Genomic DNA, 17,774 nt, shown 5'->3' on the forward strand with positions numbered 1-17,774 from the left:
ATGGATGCGGCGACCGAGCTTACATGGACGTACTTGCAGCGTCCCCCTCAACCGGACCCACCCCGCCAACCCACGGAATGCAGGCTTTTGCTGTTGCTGTCGCTTCGGCCTCGGCGGGTGCAGGGCGCAGCCCTGCCAGGCCCCCCCTTATACTTCCCGCCGTGAGTACCTTCCCCACGCTCGTCACGCTGGAATCCCCCCTGCTGGTCGCCTACAGCGGCGGGCTGGATTCGACCGTGCTGCTGCACTGGCTGCAACGCAGCGCACTAGCCAGCGGCACGCCGCTGCGGGCAGTACACGTGCATCACGGCCTGCAGGCCAGCGCCGATGACTGGGTGCAGCACTGCCAGCAGCAGTGTGATGCCATGGGCATCGCGCTGGCCGTGCACCGCGTGCAGGTCGATACCGGCGCGGGGCTGGGCCTGGAAGCTGCGGCCCGCCAGGCGCGGCGCGCGGCGTTCGCCGCTGAACTGCGCGAAGGCGAAACGCTGGCCCTGGCCCAGCACCAGGATGACCAGGCCGAAACCTTCCTGCTGCGCGCACTGCGCGGCTCCGGCATCGATGGCCTGGCGGCGATGGCCGAAGACAGCCTCCTGCACGGCCACCGCCTGTGGCGGCCGCTGCTGCACACCGCGCGCAGCGCGCTGCGCGACTACGCCCATCACCACGCCCTGCGCTGGATCGAAGACCCCAGCAACGGCGAGGACCATGCCGATCGCAACTTCCTGCGCCTGCACGTCCTCCCTTTGCTTCGCCAGCGCTGGCCGCATGCGGCCACGGCCCTGGCCGGCAGTGCCGCGCACTGCGCGCAGAGCCGCACGTTGCTGGACGAGGAAGATGCAGAACTGATCGCCCACCTGGAAGTGGCGCCACGCGTGCTGTCACTGGAACTGCTGCGCCAGGTGTCACCGGCGCGCGGTGCCCGCGTGCTGCGTGCCTGGGTGCGCGCGCATGGCGCCGCGCCGCTGCCGGCCACGGTGCTGCGGCAACTGCAGCAGGAGCTGCTGGACGCGCCCAGCGATCGCCAGGCACAGGTGCGCTGGCAGGACCACGCCATCCAGCAATGGCGTGGCCACGCCTATCTGCTGCCGGCGCTGCTGCCCGCGCTGCCGGCTGACTGGCAGGCCGCATGGGATGGCCGCGCACCGCTCCCGCTGCCCGATGGCGGCCAGCTGCGCCTGCTGGGCTGCGAGGCATTCGAGCGGCCCCTGCAGGTGCGTACGCGGCAGGGCGGCGAGCGCATCCTGCTGCCCGGCCGTACCCATTCACACGCGCTGAAGGATTGCCTGCAGCGCGAACACCTCGCGCCCTGGCGGCGCGCGCAGCTGCCACTGCTGTTCGACGGCGGGCAGCTGCTGGCCGCTGCCGACGTGGTCGTTTCCGCGCCGCTGCAGGCGTGGCTGCTGGCCCACGACGCACAGCTGCAGTGGCGCCCCGGCGGCTGGTGAATTGACCCCCGCGCGGCTGCCGTCCACACTTGTCGCATGGCCAAGAAGTCCCCCGAAAACGCCTCCCCCGTCGCCCAGTTCGAGCAGTCGCTTGAATCGCTGGAACACCTGGTGGAGCGGATGGAAACCGGCGAGCTGAGCCTGGAAGCTTCGCTCAGTGCTTACGAACGCGGCGTCGGTCTGTACCGCCAGTGCCAGCAGGCGCTGGAGCAGGCCGAACTGCGCGTGCGCCTGCTCAGCGATCCGGCCCAGCCCGAAACCGCAGAACCCTTCGATCCGCCCAGCCATGACGGCTGAAGCGCAGTTCGCACGCTGGCGCGACCGTATCGAAAGCCAGCTCGACGCCGCCCTGCCCTCGCCGGCCGGTGCCCCGCAACGCCTGCACCAGGCGATGCGCTATTCGGTACTGGGCGGTGGCAAGCGCATGCGCCCGCTGCTGGTGTATGCCAGCGGCCAGCTGTTCGGCGCACCGCTGGACCAGCTCGATGCCGCCGCCATGGCGGTGGAAATGATCCACGCGTACTCGCTGGTGCATGACGACCTGCCGGCGATGGACGACGACGCACTGCGTCGTGGCAAGCCCACCACCCACATCGCCTTCGACGAGGCCACTGCGATCCTCGCCGGCGATGCCCTGCAGGCACGCGCCTTCGGCCTGCTGGCCGATGCACCGCTGGCGGCCAGCCTGCGCGTGGCCTGCCTGCAGACCCTGGCGCACGCGTCCGGTGCGTCCGGCATGTGCGGCGGCCAGGCGCTGGATATCGATGCCACCGGCCAGCAGCAGTCGCTGGCCGCGCTCACCCGCATGCATGCCCTGAAGACCGGTGCGCTGATCCGCGCGGCGGTCCGAATGGGCGCGCTGTGCGGCCACGCTCCCGAGGCGCAGCTGGCCCAGCTGGATGACTTCGCCGACGCGCTCGGCCTGGCCTTCCAGGTGCGTGATGACATCCTCGATGTCGAAGCCAGTTCCGAACAGCTCGGCAAGACCGCCGGCAAGGACCAGGCGCAGGACAAGAGCACGTTCCCGGCACTGCTGGGCATGGACGGTGCCAAGGCGCACCTGCGCGCGCTGGCTGCACGCATGCAGTCGGTGCTGGCCAGCCATGGCGAAGAGGCCGACGCACTGCGTGCGCTGGCGACCCTGGCGGTGGAACGGGATCATTGATCGCGCTCGCTGAAGCAGCCGCGCTTTGCGCTCGCCGGGCGTGGCCCGGCGCTACCGGCGACGCACACAAAAACGCCCGGCAGTGCCGGGCGTTTTCGCGTCCACGTGCGGCGGATCTTACTTGATCAGGCGCAGGGTGAACGGGTAACGGTAGGTTTCGCCGTTGTTGGCCTTCACTGCGGCGATGATGCACAGGACCAGGTTGGCCACGTACACGATCGGCATCAGGATGGCGCCGATGATGACGAAGCTGAGGATCACGCAGACCAGCACGGCGATGGCAACGGTGATCTGGAAGTTCAGCGCTTCCTTGGACTGGTCGGTCACGAAGCCCTTGCCCGCATCATCCTTGTTGATGAGCCAGATGATCAGGGCGCCGATGAAACCGGTGAAGATGCCCAGCAGGTGCGCGGCCAGCGCCATGGTGCGCTGGTCGCTCGGCACGCTGGACGCGGCCGGCACGTTTTCGAAATCGCTCACGACAAAACTCCTTGTTTTTGGGTGGTCTTGACCAACCGGCAGCAGGCCGATCGCGTCAGGCGGCCATAGCTTACGCCATCAATGGCATCAATCATTACCGGCGATGGTCATCCGCCCGACCAGGATCGAGCCGGTACGGATGTGCGAGCGCGGGTCGACATCGCTGCCGACGGCCTCGATGGCGGCGAACATCTCCCGCAGGTTGCCGGCGATGGTGATGCCGTCGACCGGGTACTGGATCTCCCCGTTTTCCACCTTGAAGCCACCGGCGCCCCGCGAGTAATCGCCGGTCACCCCGTTCACGCCCTGCCCCATCAGCTCGGTCACCAGCAGCCCGTCGCCCATCTGCCGCGAGATCTCCTGCAGCGAACCGGCATTGGCCGCCAGCTGCAGGTTGTGCACGCCGCCGGCGTTGGCCGTGGTCTGCAGGCCCAGCTTGCGCGCCGAATAGCTGCCCAGCACGTAGCGCTGCAGCACGCCATCGCGCACCAGGGCCGAGGCCCGGGTCGCCACGCCGTCGCCGTCGAAGGCGGCCGAGCGCAGGCCCCGGCGCAGGTGCGGCAGTTCCTCGATCTGCATCCAGTCCGGGAACAGCTGCTGGCCCACGCTGTCCAGCAGGAAGCTGGCCTGGCGGTACAGGGCACCCCCGGACACGGCCGACAGCAGGTGGCCGACCAGGCTGCGGGCCACTTCCGGGGAGAACAGCACCGGCATGCTGCCGGTCGGCAGCGAACGCGGCTGCAGCCGCGACACGGTGCGCTCGGCGGCGCGGCGGCCCACGCTGTCGGCCGCCTCCAGGTCCTGGCGGGCCGGGCCGCCGGTGTACCAGCCGTCGCGCTGCATGCCATCGCCGCTACCGGCGATCAGGGCGCAGCCGACCGAATGGTGGGTGCCTCGCTCACGACCGATGAAACCGTGCGAATTGGCGTAGACCGAGACACTCTGCATGCTCGACACCGAGGCGCCGTCAGAATTGCTGATGCGCGCGTCGGCCTCGCGGCCGGCTGCCTCGCAGGCCAGGGCCAGGTCCACCGCCTCGTCGGCCTGCAGCGCCCAGGGGTGCCAGCTGTCCAGGTCGGGGAACTCGCGGGCCATCAGCGCGGCGTCGGCCAGGCCGGCGGCCGCGTCGTCCTCGGTATGGCGGGCGATCGCGCAAGCCTGTTCGACGGTGGCCGCCAGGCTCGCCTCGTTCAGGTCGGCGGTGCTGGCACTGCCCTTGCGCTGGCCGAAGTACACGGTCACGGCAATGCCGCGGTCGCGGGTGGACTGCACCGTCTCGACCTCGCCGAGACGGACGTTCACTTCCATCCCGCGGTCTTCGCTGCAGCTGACTTCGGCCTGGCTGGCGCCCAGCGCGCGGGCGCGCTCCAGCAGCTGCTGGGAAAGGTCGGCCAGGCGTTCCAGACGGGCCGGGCTGTCGTCGCCGACGGCCACTTCAGGGGCGATCACGTTCAATGCTTTATCCTGTGCGGGTTGGGCCCGGCATCACGCCGGGCGACTTTTTTTGAGATCAGGTAGGGACGATGCGCGGACGCGACGAAGAAACCGGTGAATTCCACGACAAGAGCCGCAGCCAGAACCGGCGCGACGCGCTCGATGTCCTGGCCCTGGGCGAAAAACTGGTGTCGCTGACCCCGGCCCAGCTGGCGCGCCTGCCGGTGCCGGAAGACCTGCTGCCGCATATCGCCGAGTGCAAGCGGATCACCGCCCACATCGCCCACAAGCGGCAGCTGGCGTTCCTGGCCAAGCACATGCGCCGCGAAGAAGACGCCACGCTGGACGCGATCCGCGACGCGCTGGACGCCAACAGTGAAACCGGCCGCCGCGAAGTGGCGATGATGCACCGCGCCGAAGACTGGCGCGAGCGCCTGCTGAACGACGGCGACAAGGCGCTGGGCGCCCTGCTCGACGATTACCCGCAGGCCGACCGCCAGCAGCTGCGCACCCTGGTGCGCAACGCGCAGGCCGAGAAGGCGAAGAACAAGCCGCCGCGCGCCTACCGCGAGATCTTCCAGGTGCTGCGCACGCTGATGCTGCCGGCCGCGCTGGGCCTGAAGGCCGCGGCCGATGAAACCGACGACGTCGAGACCGACGAAGCCGACGAGGACTGAGTCCCCGCCGGCCCGGGCGGTGGCGCTGGCCATCGCCCGGCTCAGGCCTGGGTACCGCCGACAGTGATGCCTTCGATCAGCAGCGAGGGCTGGCCGACACCCACCGGGACACTCTGGCCGTCCTTGCCGCAGATACCGACACCCTCGTCCAGGGCCAGGTCGTTGCCGACCATGCGCACCTTCTGCATGGTTTCCGGGCCGTTGCCGATCAGGGTCGCGCCCTTCACCGGCGCGGTGATCCGGCCATCCTCGATCAGGTAGGCCTCGGTGGCCGAGAACACGTACTTGCCACTGGTGATGTCGACCTGGCCGCCGCCGAAGTTGACCGCGTACAGGCCCTTCTTCACCGAACGGATCATTTCCTGCGGGTCGTGCTGGCCGGCACGCATGTAGGTGTTGGTCATGCGCGGCATGGTCAGGTGCGCGAACGACTCGCGACGGCCGTTGCCGGTGGGGGCCACGCCCATCAGGCGTGCGTTGAGGCTGTCCTGCATGTAGCCGACCAGGATGCCGTCCTCGATCAGCGTGGTGCACTGGCTCGGGTGGCCCTCGTCATCGATGTTGAGCGAACCGCGACGCCCGTCCAGGGTGCCGTCATCGACGATGGTCACGCCCGGGGCGGCCACGCGCTCGCCGATGCGGCCGGCGTAGACGCTGGTGCCCTTGCGGTTGAAGTCGCCTTCCAGGCCATGGCCCACCGCTTCATGCAGCAGCACGCCGGGCCAGCCCGGGCCGAGCACCACCGGCATCACCCCGGCCGGTGCCGGTACGGCTTCCAGGTTCACCAGCGCCTGGCGCAGGGCCTCGCGGGCGAAGGCCTCGGGGCGACCGTCGGCAAAGAGTTCGGCATACCCATAGCGGCCACCGCCGCCGGCGTAGCCCGATTCACGGCGGCCGTTCTGCTCGACGATCACCTGCACGTTCAGGCGCACCAGCGGGCGCACGTCGGCACCCAGCACGCCGTCGGTGCGGGCCACCAGCACGGTATCCACGCCACCGGACAGGCTCACCATCACCTGCTTCACCCGCGGGTCGGCGGCGCGCAGGTAGCCGTCCAGGCGCTTGAGCACCTCGACCTTGGCCTCGTTGCCCAGGCTGTCGATCGGGTCCAGCGTCGGGTACAGCGCGCGCGCGTTGCCACGCAGCAGCGAACGCCCGGCCTGGGCGCCGCCTTCGCGGGAAATCGCGCGGGCCGACTGCGCAGCGGTCAGCAGCGCATCGGCATGGATGTCATCGGAATAGGCGAAGCCGGTCTTCTCGCCGGCGATGGCGCGTACGCCCACGCCCTGCTCGATCGAATGGGCGCCGTCCTTGACGATGCCGTCTTCCACGCTCCAGCTTTCGCGCCGGGCATGCTGGAAATACAGGTCGCCGAAGTCCACGCCGGGGCCGAGCAGCTGGCCGAAGGTGCGCTCCAGGCCAGCGGTGTCCAGGCCACCGGGGCGCAACAGGCGGTCCTGGGCAAGCGTCAGTGCGTTATCAGTCATGGTCTCGATCTGGGGGTCTGGAGGCGGCCAGGCAAGGCCGCCGGATGAACAGGGGCCGCGGCGCTCAGCGCGGGCGCGGCAGGTCGGTGACGGTCGGCGGCACCGCCGGGGCCGGTGCAGGCGCGCGCGGCGGGGCCGGGGGACGGTCGCGGCTGCGTTCGATCACCTCCACCTTGGGCTCCTTCCACGGGCCGGTGACCCGGTAGGTGCGGGCGCCGATCTCGCCCAGTGGCTTGGACAATACCGCATTGGTAGCCGCACCCAGCGCGGCGCCCACCGGCCCGCCGGCCACCGCGCCGACCACGGTCAGCAGGTTGCCGGCGCGCGGGTTGACGTCGATGGTCTGGTCGAACTGCTGCTGGCGCAGGTCGGTCTGGCCGCGGATGGTGATGTTGGCCGCCGGGCCTTCGATCAGCACCTTGTCGGTGCGCGCCATGCCATCGGCGAACTGCATGCCGCCTTCAATGTGGTTGAACGCAAAGCCCTTGGAGAAGAAATCGCGGAAATCGAACATCAGGCGACGTGGCAGCTGGGCCACGCTGAGCAGGCCCAGCACGCGGCCGGCACCGGGATCCAGTTCCAGCAGCTGGCCGTTGCGTGCGTCGATGTCGAGCGTGCCCTGCAGGTTGCCCAGCTGGAAATCGGACGGCCCGCCGGCCCACGCGGCCTGCAGCTGCGCCTGGCCGGAGCCGCCGCGCAGCTGGCCGGCGTAATCCAGGTTCTGCATCAGCCCGCCGAGGTCCTGGCTGCGCACCTTTGCGGTCAGTTCGGTGCGTGCGCCCTCGCCCTTGCCCAGCCAGCGGCCGGTGATGTCGATCTCCTGGTCCGGCGCGCGGAAGCGCAGGGTGTCCACGTTCAGGCCGTTGCCCAGCGGGCGCGTGCGCAGCACGGCCTGGCCCAGCACCACCTTGCCGAATGTCAGGTCGGCGATATCCAGCGCGAACGGCGGCAGCTTGGCCGGGTCCATGTCATCGGCACCGGTCTGCGGCCGCGCCGGTGCCGCGGCAGTGTCCGCCCCGGGCGCTGCCGGCGAGGACTGCCAGTGCACACGATCGAGCTGGCCGCTGATGGTGCCGCCATCGGCATTGGGGACGCTCAGGTGACCGGCCAGCGACGGGCCGTCCAGGCGCACGTCCAGCGCCTGCGCGCCCGGCCGCAGCTGCAGGCGGGTCTGTTCGAAGATGCCGCCGATCAGCATCAGCCTGCCGACCTGCACGTCCACCGCGCGCAGCGGCATCGGGTCGCCATCGCCACCGGCGCCACGCGCCAGGCCGATCCATTCCAGCGCATCCAGGGTCGGGCTGCGGCCGTTGATGGCCAGCCCGCTGGGCGGCGGATCGCGGTCGACGCGGTCGCTGCCCATCGTCACCTGCACGCCGGTCTGGTTGTTGTGGGTGCGCGCCGCCAGCGCCAGGCGCTGGCCGAAGGCCACGTCGATGCGGCCATCGCCCATCGGCAGCTGCGCCGACACCGTGGTCGCCAGCGCATCGGCGGCCGGCTTGTCCAGCGGCGCCGGCAGGTCCAGGCGGGTGCCCACCAGGTCCGAATGCAGGCGCAGTTCGCTCGGCGGGGCCGGCGCACCGGGTGCCACCTTGGGCAGGTTGACCGCAATGGTCCAGGCCGAGGTGCCCTCGAGATAGGGTTTCAACCAGGCCATTTCCGGCGCACGGTCGATCAGCACCTTGGCATCCAGGCGCGCGGCCAGTTCCGATTCAAAGGCCCGCGCGGGATCGCGCACGTAGCCGCCGGCGCGCAGGCTCAGGAGGCCGTCCTGGCCCAGGTGCCGCACTGCCAGGTCCTCGGCGGCGAAACCACCGCTGCCGTACCGGGCCTGGCCCTGCATGGCGTCGAATTCCAGATCGAAGCGCTTGTCCACCAGCTTCACGCCGGCCAGGTCCACCGTGCCCTGCAGGTGCCCGCCGCTTTCGTCGTGGTGCAGCGGCTGCAGCAGGTCGAAGTGTACGTTGGCCGGTCCGCTGGCCACGAGGTTGTCCAGGGTGTCGCCGTAATCCTTGTGCAGGCCACTCTGCCGCAGCATCGCCAGCAGCCGCCCCGCCTCGCTCTGGCTGTCGGCACGCACGTACAGCGGCGCATGGCCGAAATCTTCGATGCCGGCCTCGAACTTCTGCACCGCCACGCCGGCCAGGTCACCACGGCCCTGCATGTGGAAACCGGGGCCGATGAAGGCGATGTCGGCGTCGACCTGGCCCATCAGCGGCCAGTCGTGCTGGAAGCGGATGTCGCCGTTGCTGATGTGGCCGGTGGCCTCGAAGCGGCCATCGTTGTTGTCGAACGGCCAGTCATCCAGGTCACCGCTGACCAGGCCGATGCCGCCGCGCACCTGGCCGCCGACCAGGGCGGCATCCAGCCAGTCAGTGGCGCCCTTGCTCATCTTGGAATGGATCCAGAACCGCTTGGCGGCGGTCATCGGCACGTCGTCCAGCTTGGCGGCCAGCTGCAGCCACGGCCGCGTGCCATCGCCCTGGAACCAGACCCCGCCGCGCACGTCGGCCGCGTAATTGGTGCCCTCCACGCGCATGGCGGGCGTACCGATGCGCCAGCCACCGGCTTCATCGCGCCAGCCGACGATCTGCCCGGCCAGGTGCAGGTCGTGGCGCTCGCCGAAGCCGGTCGGCCAGTCGAACTGCAGTTCCTGCTGGGGCTTCAGCTGCAGGCTGAAACCATCGGCATCACCTTCGAAGCGTCCGCCGAGGCCCCGAACGCCGGGGGCATCGCCGACGCTGGCAAAACCCAGCGCCTGCAGCTCACCCTGCGCCCACAGCGGGCCGTCGCGCTGGCCCTGCAACTGCAGCGCCTGCACGTCCAGCTGCGGCCTGGACAGGTACAGCCAGCGCCGCAGGCCCGGTTCCAGGCGGTCGCTCAGGGCCAGCGCGCGCAGCGCGGTACCGGCCTGCACCGCCCCGCTGCTGATCCGCAGCTGCTTGCCCACCTGCACCTGCAGGCCATCGAGTTGTTGCTGGTCCGGCCCGGCCTGCAGGCGCAGGCGCGGCACCTGCAGCGCCCAGCCGTCGCCCTGGCGCTGCCAGCGCAGGCGGGCCTGCACGCGCTGCAGCTGCAGGCCCGGCGTGGTCATCCCCGGCAGCGGCGCGCCATCGATGCGCACCTCGCGCAGGTCCGAATCGGTGGTCAGGGCCACCGGCGCGAAATCGCGCAGGGCCAGCCACAGGTTGAGTTCGCCCTTGCCCTCGCGCAGGCGCACGCCGCCGGCCGCCAGCAGCGGCGACCATGCATGGAAATCGACCGGGTCGGCACCCAGCCATGCCTGGCCGTTGCCGTGGCGGCGGTCCAGGTCCAGCACCGCCGTCAGCGGCAGCGCATCGGTCTGTGCCCAGGCGCGCACGCCCACCCGCAGGCGGTCGCCATCCACGCGCAGGCGCAGGTCGATGCGCGGCAGCGTGGCATCCACGCCCAGGCCGGGCGCATGCACGCCCAGGCGGCCACCGATCACCTGCAGTTCGCCCAGCCGGCGCAGCGCATCCAGCGGATCACCGCTGCTGGATTGCGGCAGCCCTCGCACCGACCAGCGGCCATCGCTGGCCTGCTGCAGGTCCAGGGCCAGGCCGCGCAGGCGCAGTTCGGTCAGCGAACGGCCCGGCAGCAGGCCGCTGTACATCGACACCAGCACTTCGGCCTCGCCGATGGCCAGCCCCTGCCCGGCGCCGATGCGCAGGCCCTTGAGCTGCAGCAGCGGGCCACGGCGGGTCCAGGCGGTGTCCAGTTGTTCGAAGCGCACCGGTTGCCCGGCGCGCTCGCTCAGCCAGGCCGCAATCGCCTGGGGATGGCGCTCGGCCAACGGCAGCAGCTGGCTGAGCGTACCCACCAGCAGCGCCAGCACGACCAGACCGACCGCGCATGCAGCAACGAAATGACGGCGGATCCTTCGCAGTCGCAGGCGCGGCGGCGCGCTCATCGGCCTCGACCGATGCCCGGCCCGCATGCTTCAGAGCAGAACGACATCGAACTGCTCCTGCAGGTACTGCTCATCGGCCTGGAAGCGGATGCTCTTGCCGAGGAACTCCTCCAGCTCGGCCACCGCCGCCGACTCCTCGTCGGTGATGCGCGCCACGACCTTGGTCGAGGCGATCACCAGCAGGCGCGCCGCTTCGAACTGGCGCACTGCGCGGGTGATCTCGCGGAAGATCTCGTAGGTCACCGTCTCGGTGGTCTTGATCGAGCCCCGCCCGCTGCACTGCGGGCAGGTCTCCGACAGCTGCCGTTCCAGGCTTTCCACGGTGCGCTTGCGGGTCATCTCGACCAGGCCCAGCGGCGAGAAGTCGTACACCGTGGTCTTGGCGTGGTCGCGGGCCAGGGCCTTTTCCAGCGTGCGCAGCACCTGGCGGCGGTGCTCGGCGTCATCCATGTCGATGAAGTCGATGATGATGATGCCGCCCAGGTTGCGCAGCCGCAGCTGCCTGGCCACCGCCTGCGCGGCCTCCAGGTTGGTGCGGAACACGGTCTCTTCCAGGTTGCGCTGGCCAAGGAACGAGCCGGTGTTCACGTCGATGGTGGTCATCGCCTCGGTCTGGTCGATGACCAGGTAGCCGCCGGACTTCAGCGGCACCTGCTTGTCCAGCGCGCGGCCGATCTCGTCCTCCACCCCGAACATGTCGAAGATCGGCCGGTCGCCCGAGTACAGCTCCAGCTTCTCGGCCAGCACCGGCATGTATTTGGCCACGAAGGCCTGCAGCTGGGCGAAGGTTTCCTTCGAGTCGACCTTCACCTTGTCCACGTCCTTGCGGATGAGGTCGCGCACCGAACGCAGCGGCAGGCTCAGGTCTTCATAGATGTTGCTGCACGAGGGGGCTTCGCGGCCCCGCCGTTCGACCACGTTCCAGACGCGCGACAGGTAGGCCACGTCCTCGGCGATGGCCTCGGCCGGCTGCCCTTCGGCATTGGTGCGCACGATGTAGCCATAGCCGCCATGCTGGGCCGACAGCTCGGTCACCAGCGCCTTCAGCCGCGCGCGCTCGCCTTCATCCTCGATGCGCGCCGACACGCCCACCACCTTGGACTGCGGCAGCAGCACCATGTAGCGGGACGGAATGCTGATCTGGGTGGTCAGGCGGGCGCCTTTGGTGCCGATCGGGTCCTTCACCACCTGCACCACGATGTCCTGGCCGTCGCGCAGCAGCTCGACGATGGGCACGCTGGACGGCGGCGGCAGGGTGGTGTGCTCGGTATCGGCGCTGGCCACCGGGGCCGGCCGCACCACGTCGTTGGCGTGCAGGAACGCGGCGCGCTCCAGGCCCACCTCGACGAAGGCCGCCTGCATGCCGGGCATGACCCGCTGCACCTTGCCCTTGTAGATGTTGCCGACCACTCCGCGGCGCCAGCCGCGTTCGATGTGCAGCTCCTGCAGCATGCCGTTCTCGATCACCGCGACCCGGGTCTCGCGCGGGGTCACATTGACCAGGATTTCCTCAGACATCGGCAGCCTCCCTGGCGGCATCGGCAATGGGGGCCGGAACGCCGCAGCGCGCCAGCAGACGATCGGTATGAAGCAGCGGCAACCCCATCACGCCGGAGTAGCTGCCGGAAAGGTGTTCGATCCAGCGCTCGGCGCCTCCCTGGATGGCGTAGGCACCGGCCTTGTCCAGCGGCTCGCCGGTAGCCACGTAGGCGGCGATGTCGGCCGCGCTGATCGGGGCGAAGGTGACCTCGGAAACGACCAGTTCACTGTCCAGCCCGCCAGCGCCCACCACCACCACGGCCGTCATCACCTGGTGGGTGCGCCCGGCCAGCCGTGCCAGCATCGCCCGCGCGTCGGCCGCATCGGCCGGCTTGCCGAACACCTCGCCGTCGAGCACGACCTCGGTATCCGAGCCCAGCACCCGCGCCTGCGGGTCGCTGGCCAGCACCCCGGCCAGGCCGGCGCGCGCCTTGTCGGCCGCCACGCGGCATACATAGTGTTCGGCGCTTTCGGCAGCCGCGCGCACCTCGGGCACCTCCAGGTCGAGGGCCTGGAAGGGGCGTCCGAGTCGGGCCAGCAGCTGGTTGCGTCGGGGGGAGCGGGAAGCAAGATAGAGCATCGGCACAGCATAACCTGAGGGCGCTGCCTGAATCGTCGGCAACCCCGCCCGGCACGCCTCAAACCCCGAACGGACTCACAGCGCGTTCATCGCTACGACACCACCCTCACCGCCACAACAAGGAGATCCCATGCGCCGCACCGTCACCCCGCTGCTGCTCGCCCTGTCCCTCGCTCTTGGAGCCTCGATGACCGCCCACGCCGCCCCGTCGTCGCCGTCGATCGCCGCCGCGGCCGAAGGCACCCTGCTGAACATCTCGGCCAATGCCGAAGCCACCCGCGTGCCGGACGTGGCCACCCTGTCGGCCGGCGTGGTCACCCAGGCCGCCGACGGCAACAGCGCCATGCGCCAGAACGCCCAGCAGATGGACAAGGTGCTGGCCGCGATCAAGGCCGCCGGTATTGCCGAGCGCGACGTGCAGACCAGCGGCGTCAGCCTGAACCCCCAGTACCGCTATGCCGACAACGAAGCGCCGAAGATCACCGGCTACCAGGCCAGCAACACGGTCAGCCTGAAGGTGCGCGACATCGCCAAGCTGGGCAAGGTGCTCGATGCCCTGGCCGCCCAGGGCGCCAACCAGATCAACGGCCCGCAGTTCGAGATCGACCAGCCCGAGCCGGTCTATGACGAAGCCCGCCTGGCCGCGCTGAAGAAGGCCCAGGCCCGCGCCCAGACCTATGCGACGTCGCTGGGCCTGCAGGTGCGCCGCATCGTCAGCATTTCCGAGAACAGCAACGGCGGCTTCCGCCCGATGCCGATGATGCGGGCCATGGCCGCCGGTGCGGCGATGGACAAGGCCACCCCGGTCGCCCCCGGTGAATCGACCGTGTCGGTGAACCTGGACGTGGTGTTCGAACTGGGCCGCTGATCGCGCGCGCCAGGCGAGCGCGGGGCCGGCCCATGGGTAGCGCGGGGCCGTGCGCCGCGAGCGCAGCGGCGCGTCTTCTTCCGCCGGGCGTGGCCCGGCGCTACCGGCAGATGGGTCGCACGGTGCCGCCACATGGGTAGCGCGGGGCCGTGCCCCGCGAGCGCAGCGGCGCGCCTTCTCCCGCCGGGCATGGCCCGGCGCTACCGGCAGACGGGTCGCACGGGGCCGGCACATGGGTAGCGCGGGGCCGTGCCCCGCGAGCGCAGCGGCGCGTCTTCTCCCGCCGGGCATGGCCCGGCGCTGCCCCTTCATGAAGGCCAGCCCAACGGCAGCGCCCCTGCCTCTAGGCAGTGGCCGGGCGCCGGCGCTAATGATTGACTGCCAGCCGCGTGCGGCAACCCCGATGGCGGCCCTGGTGCGTTGAGGACTTCGTCACTGGCATGGAGGTGGACCATGGTTCGTACGTATCCCGTTGTACCGCTGCAGTTCGATCCCGCCCGCGTCGCCGCCTGGAGCGCGGCCATTGCCCTGCACCTGCTGGCCTTCCTGTTGCTGCTGATCCCGGCAACCTACCAGGCCATCACCGCCCTTCCCCGCGACAGTACCGAAGTCAGGCTGATCCCCAAGGAGCAACCGAAACCGCCGGAGCCGACCCCGGTGCCGCCGGAGCTCGTCCAGGTGAAGGTCGACCCCAAGCCGAAGACCACGCCGACGGTCGTCCCGCCCCTGCCCACCCCGACCGCCACGCTGGAAGAAGCCCAGGGCATCATCCTGCCCGCCGCCGAACCGGCACCGGTACAGGCGGTGCCGAGCGTGGCGCCCTCCACCCCGATGGCCGGGGTGCAGCTGCAGTACCGCAGCGCCCCGCCGCCGGCCTACCCGGTGCAGGCCGTGCGCAACCACGAACAGGGCACCGTCCTGCTGCGGGTCGAGGTGGACCCCAGCGGCCAGCCGGTGGATGTCAGCATCGAGCGCAGCAGTGGCTCGCGCAGCCTGGACCAGGCGGCCCGGCAGCAGGTCCTGCGCCACTGGCGCTTCGTGCCGGCCGAGCGTGATGGCCACGCGGTAGCGGCCATCGGCATGGTGCCGGTGCAGTTCTCCCTGCCGCAGTAAGGCCCGTGCCGGCCCGGCGCACTGCCGGGCCGGCCATACGCACCGCCTGCACCCCGTCAATAGCCGTTCACGCCAAAACATTTCGCTTTGGTCGAAAGATCGTTACGAATTCAGTAAAACTTCACACCGTCGTCACCTGCCAGAAACCTAGATTGATGCGTCCCCGGGGCACACCGGGTGACAGCCCTCAATGCTCGAGTTTTCCAGTCAGGAGAGAAGCTGTGAAACACCCGATCCAACGGCCCGCCAGCCGCCGCCAAAACCACCTGGCAACTTCCATCACCCATATCCTCGCTGGCGGCACCCTGCTGCTGGCCGGCGCCGCGGTCTCCTCCTCTGCCTTCGCACAGGAACAGGCCACCAACCTTGACCGCATCACGGTCACCGGTTCGAACATCCCGCGCACCAACACCGAAACGCCGTCCCCGGTGCAGGTGGTGACCCGCCAGGAAATCGACCGCACCGGCAAGACCACGGTCGCCGAATACCTGCAGACGCTGACCGCCGACGGCGCCGGCTCCATTCCCAAGACCTTCGGCAACGGCTTCGCCGGTGGCGGCGCGGGCATTTCGCTGCGCGGCCTGGGCGCCGGCTCGACGCTGGTGCTGTTGAACGGCCGCCGCATGGCGACCTACGGCCTGGCCGACGACGGCCAGAAGGTGTTCACCGACCTCAGCACCATCCCGCTTGACGCCGTCGAGCGCGTGGAAGTGCTGAAGGACGGCGCCTCGGCCATCTACGGTTCCGACGCGATCGCCGGCGTGGTCAACATCATCCTGCGCAGCGACTTCCAGGGCGCGATCCTGCGTGGTTCCTACGGCGTGTCCGGCGATGGCGACGGCGATGCCAAGAAGGCCACCCTGACCGCCGGTACCGGCGACCTCGCCAGCGATGGCTGGAACGCCTTCTTCAGCCTGGACGTCGGCAAGACCGACCGCATCCAGATCAGCGACCGCAAGAACCGCAAGTGGATCGGCACCGGCGACATCCGCCGCTGGGGCTACGATGCCGCCGATGCGCAGTTCCTGGGTGGCGCCTACCTGTCCGGCGGCACGGCCGGCGGCACCGGCCCGAACGGCTCGGTGTTCGACAACACCGGCCACCTGGTCGCCCTGCCCGGTTGTGCGGGCCTGAGCACCATCCCGGGCCAGACCGATGCCACCGCCCAGGCACAGGGTTGCCTGTGGGATCCGGCACAGCTGTACCGCGACCTGAGCCCGGAAGAAAAGTACGTCAACGTGTTCGGTCGTGCCAGCTTCGCCTTCGGTGAAGGTGGTGAGATCTACACCGAGATCGGCTACTCGAAGAAGGAAACCATCTTCAGCAACACGCCGTCCGGCGTGTCCGGCGGCTGGGGTTACCCGGGCGGCCCGGTCAACGCCAACAGCGGCCCGGGTGCAACCATGCTGTACGCCGGCCACCCGGACAACCCGCTGCCCTACGCTGCGCGCCTGCGCTACAGCGCCTGGGACGTGGGCCCGCGCGTGACCGACAACACCAATGAGTTCAACCGCTTCCTGGTGGGTGCCAAGGGCAACTGGGGTGAGTGGAGCTACGACACCGCCTACCTGCATTCGGGCACCGACCTGGTCAACAAGCGCACCGGCTTCCTGAACTACGACGCCGTGCGCTGCGTGCTGGGCAACCCGGCCTGCCCGTACGGCACCTGGCGCATCGGCGACAACGCGTCGCAGACGCCGCAGTCGGTCTACGATGCGATCAGCCCGACCATCAGCGCCCGCGCCAAGTCCAGCCTGGACATGTTCGACTTCACCATCTCGCGCAGCCTGATGGACCTGAAGGGCGGCCCGCTGGGCCTGGCCTTCGGTACCGAGTGGCGCAAGACCAGCAACAGCCTGACCCCGCAGACGTTCACCGACGTTGGCCAGATCATCGGCCTGGGCTACTCGGCCTATGACGGCACCCAGAACGTGTACGCCGGCTACGCCGAACTGTCCGCGCCGGTGCTGGAATCGCTGGAACTGTCCGGCGCCGTGCGTTACGACAAGTACGAAAGCGGTGAAGGCAAGGCCACGCCGAAGCTGGGCGTGAAGTGGACCCCGGCCGACTGGATCGCCCTGCGCGCCAGCTACGCCGAAGGCTTCCGCGCGCCGAACCCGGCCGAGAACGGTGACGGTGGCCTGGCTGCCTTCTCCAACGCACGCGATCCGGTGCGTTGCGGCATCGATCCGGCCAACGAGTGCACCGCGCGCTCGGTGGCGATCATCACCCGCCCGAACAAGGACCTGAAGCCGGAAGAGTCCAAGAGCTACTCGGTGGGTATCGTGCTGCAGCCGACCTCCAGCACCTCGATGACCGTTGACGCCTGGGAAATCAAGCGCACCAACGAAATCGCGCAGGGCAGCACCGCCGACGCCATCGCCGCCGGCAACGTGCTGCGTGACTCCAACAACATCGGTGGCGTGCTCAACAGCGGCACGATCCTGGCGGTCAACACGGCCTACGTGAACGCCAACTCCTCGCGTGTCCGCGGTATCGACACCGACGTGCGCCAGACCTTCGACCTGGGTCCGGGCCAGCTGGAGATGGACCTGCAGTGGAGCCACATCCTGAAGTTCGAACGTACCGAGGGTGACACCACCGTCGATTACGTCGGCACCCACGGCAACTGCGACGTGACCAACTGCATCGGTACGCCGCAGGACAAGATCAACTTCGGCACCACCTGGAAGCAGGGCCCGTGGAGCGTCAGCGGCGTGGTGAACTACATCGACAGCATGGAGAACAAGGACCGCCGCGGTGGCGACTACCTGGCCTTCTATGAAGATGGTTCGCCGGTGGAGAAGATCTCCTCCTTCACCACCTTCGATCTGTCCGGCCGCTGGAACATCACCGAAGCCTTCGAACTGAACGCATCGGTGCAGAACGTGTTCGATCGCATCGCTCCGCTCGACCCCAGCACCTACGGTGCGGTCAACTACAACCCGCTGCACTTCAGCGGCGCCATTGGCCGTTACTTCACCGTCGGCGCCAAGTACACCTTCAAGTAATCGAAGGCGTGTCACCTGCAAAGGCCCGGGCAACTGCCCGG

General features: G+C 69.5%; 13 protein-coding genes. 7 read left to right on the plus strand and 6 right to left on the minus strand.

Going from position 1 to position 17,774, the window contains the following annotated elements; translation table 11 throughout:
- Window positions 1-161: 161 nt before the first annotated feature.
- From tilS to AC3WL7_RS09360, 3 genes are read left to right on the plus strand one after another with little or no spacing between them, the layout of a single operon-like run.
- A complete protein-coding gene (gene tilS / locus AC3WL7_RS09350; protein ID WP_492750096.1) occupies window positions 162-1,448 on the plus strand; it encodes a tRNA lysidine(34) synthetase TilS in 1,287 nt (428 codons plus the stop codon).
- A gap of 36 nt (window positions 1,449-1,484) precedes the next feature.
- Entirely contained in the window at window positions 1,485-1,745 is a 261-nt protein-coding gene (locus AC3WL7_RS09355) for an exodeoxyribonuclease VII small subunit (RefSeq protein WP_492750097.1), read from the plus strand.
- Window positions 1,735-2,613, plus strand: a complete 879-nt coding sequence (locus AC3WL7_RS09360) for a polyprenyl synthetase family protein (RefSeq protein WP_492750098.1) — start codon at window positions 1,735-1,737, stop codon at window positions 2,611-2,613. The genes AC3WL7_RS09355 and AC3WL7_RS09360 overlap by 11 nt, the downstream gene beginning before the upstream one ends.
- 117 nt (window positions 2,614-2,730) lie before the next feature.
- Here AC3WL7_RS09360 and AC3WL7_RS09365 read toward each other — a convergent pair whose 3' ends face one another.
- The gene (locus AC3WL7_RS09365) at window positions 2,731-3,093 is read right to left on the minus strand and encodes a DUF4870 domain-containing protein (protein ID WP_079222677.1); all 363 of its coding nucleotides are present in this window, start codon (window positions 3,091-3,093) and stop codon (window positions 2,731-2,733) included.
- A gap of 87 nt (window positions 3,094-3,180) precedes the next feature.
- Window positions 3,181-4,548 carry a metalloprotease PmbA gene (pmbA, locus tag AC3WL7_RS09370; RefSeq protein ID WP_492750099.1) on the minus strand — a complete coding sequence of 456 codons (1,368 nt, stop codon included), beginning with the start codon at window positions 4,546-4,548 and terminating at the stop codon, window positions 3,181-3,183.
- A 68-nt stretch (window positions 4,549-4,616) separates the two neighbouring features.
- Here pmbA and yjgA point away from each other — a divergent pair, with 68 nt between their 5' ends.
- Window positions 4,617-5,204: a ribosome biogenesis factor YjgA gene (yjgA, locus tag AC3WL7_RS09375; RefSeq protein WP_492750100.1), complete on the plus strand. Its 588-nt coding sequence runs from the start codon at window positions 4,617-4,619 to the stop codon at window positions 5,202-5,204.
- A 41-nt stretch (window positions 5,205-5,245) separates the two neighbouring features.
- On the opposite strand, the gene tldD is transcribed toward yjgA, so the two are convergent.
- The 4 genes from tldD to AC3WL7_RS09395 all read right to left on the minus strand — a co-directional run bounded on the left by tldD (window position 5,246) and on the right by AC3WL7_RS09395 (window position 12,741).
- Window positions 5,246-6,691 carry a metalloprotease TldD gene (gene tldD / locus AC3WL7_RS09380; RefSeq protein WP_079222680.1) on the minus strand — a complete coding sequence of 482 codons (1,446 nt, stop codon included), beginning with the start codon at window positions 6,689-6,691 and terminating at the stop codon, window positions 5,246-5,248.
- Between the two features lie 64 nt (window positions 6,692-6,755).
- Entirely contained in the window at window positions 6,756-10,622 is a 3,867-nt protein-coding gene (locus AC3WL7_RS09385) for a YhdP family protein (protein ID WP_492750101.1), read from the minus strand.
- Between the two features lie 30 nt (window positions 10,623-10,652).
- Window positions 10,653-12,140, minus strand: a complete 1,488-nt coding sequence (gene rng, locus AC3WL7_RS09390) for a ribonuclease G (protein ID WP_079222682.1) — start codon at window positions 12,138-12,140, stop codon at window positions 10,653-10,655.
- Complete coding sequence (locus AC3WL7_RS09395) at window positions 12,133-12,741, minus strand: Maf family nucleotide pyrophosphatase (RefSeq protein ID WP_079222683.1); 609 nt, start codon at window positions 12,739-12,741, stop codon at window positions 12,133-12,135. The genes rng and AC3WL7_RS09395 overlap by 8 nt, the downstream gene beginning before the upstream one ends.
- Window positions 12,742-12,871: 130 nt before the next feature.
- On the opposite strand from AC3WL7_RS09395, the gene AC3WL7_RS09400 reads away from it, so the two are divergent.
- From AC3WL7_RS09400 to AC3WL7_RS09410, 3 genes are all read left to right on the plus strand, one after another.
- Window positions 12,872-13,609: an SIMPL domain-containing protein gene (locus AC3WL7_RS09400; protein WP_079222684.1), complete on the plus strand. Its 738-nt coding sequence runs from the start codon at window positions 12,872-12,874 to the stop codon at window positions 13,607-13,609.
- A 453-nt stretch (window positions 13,610-14,062) separates the two neighbouring features.
- Window positions 14,063-14,722 carry an energy transducer TonB gene (locus AC3WL7_RS09405; protein ID WP_492750102.1) on the plus strand — a complete coding sequence of 220 codons (660 nt, stop codon included), beginning with the start codon at window positions 14,063-14,065 and terminating at the stop codon, window positions 14,720-14,722.
- 221 nt (window positions 14,723-14,943) lie between these two features.
- The gene (locus tag AC3WL7_RS09410; RefSeq protein ID WP_492750103.1) at window positions 14,944-17,733 is read left to right on the plus strand and encodes a TonB-dependent receptor; all 2,790 of its coding nucleotides are present in this window, start codon (window positions 14,944-14,946) and stop codon (window positions 17,731-17,733) included.
- The last annotated feature ends 41 nt before the right edge of the window (window positions 17,734-17,774 follow it).

The sequence above is a fragment of the Stenotrophomonas sp. FW305-3-2-15-E-LB1 genome, from assembly GCF_058787375.1.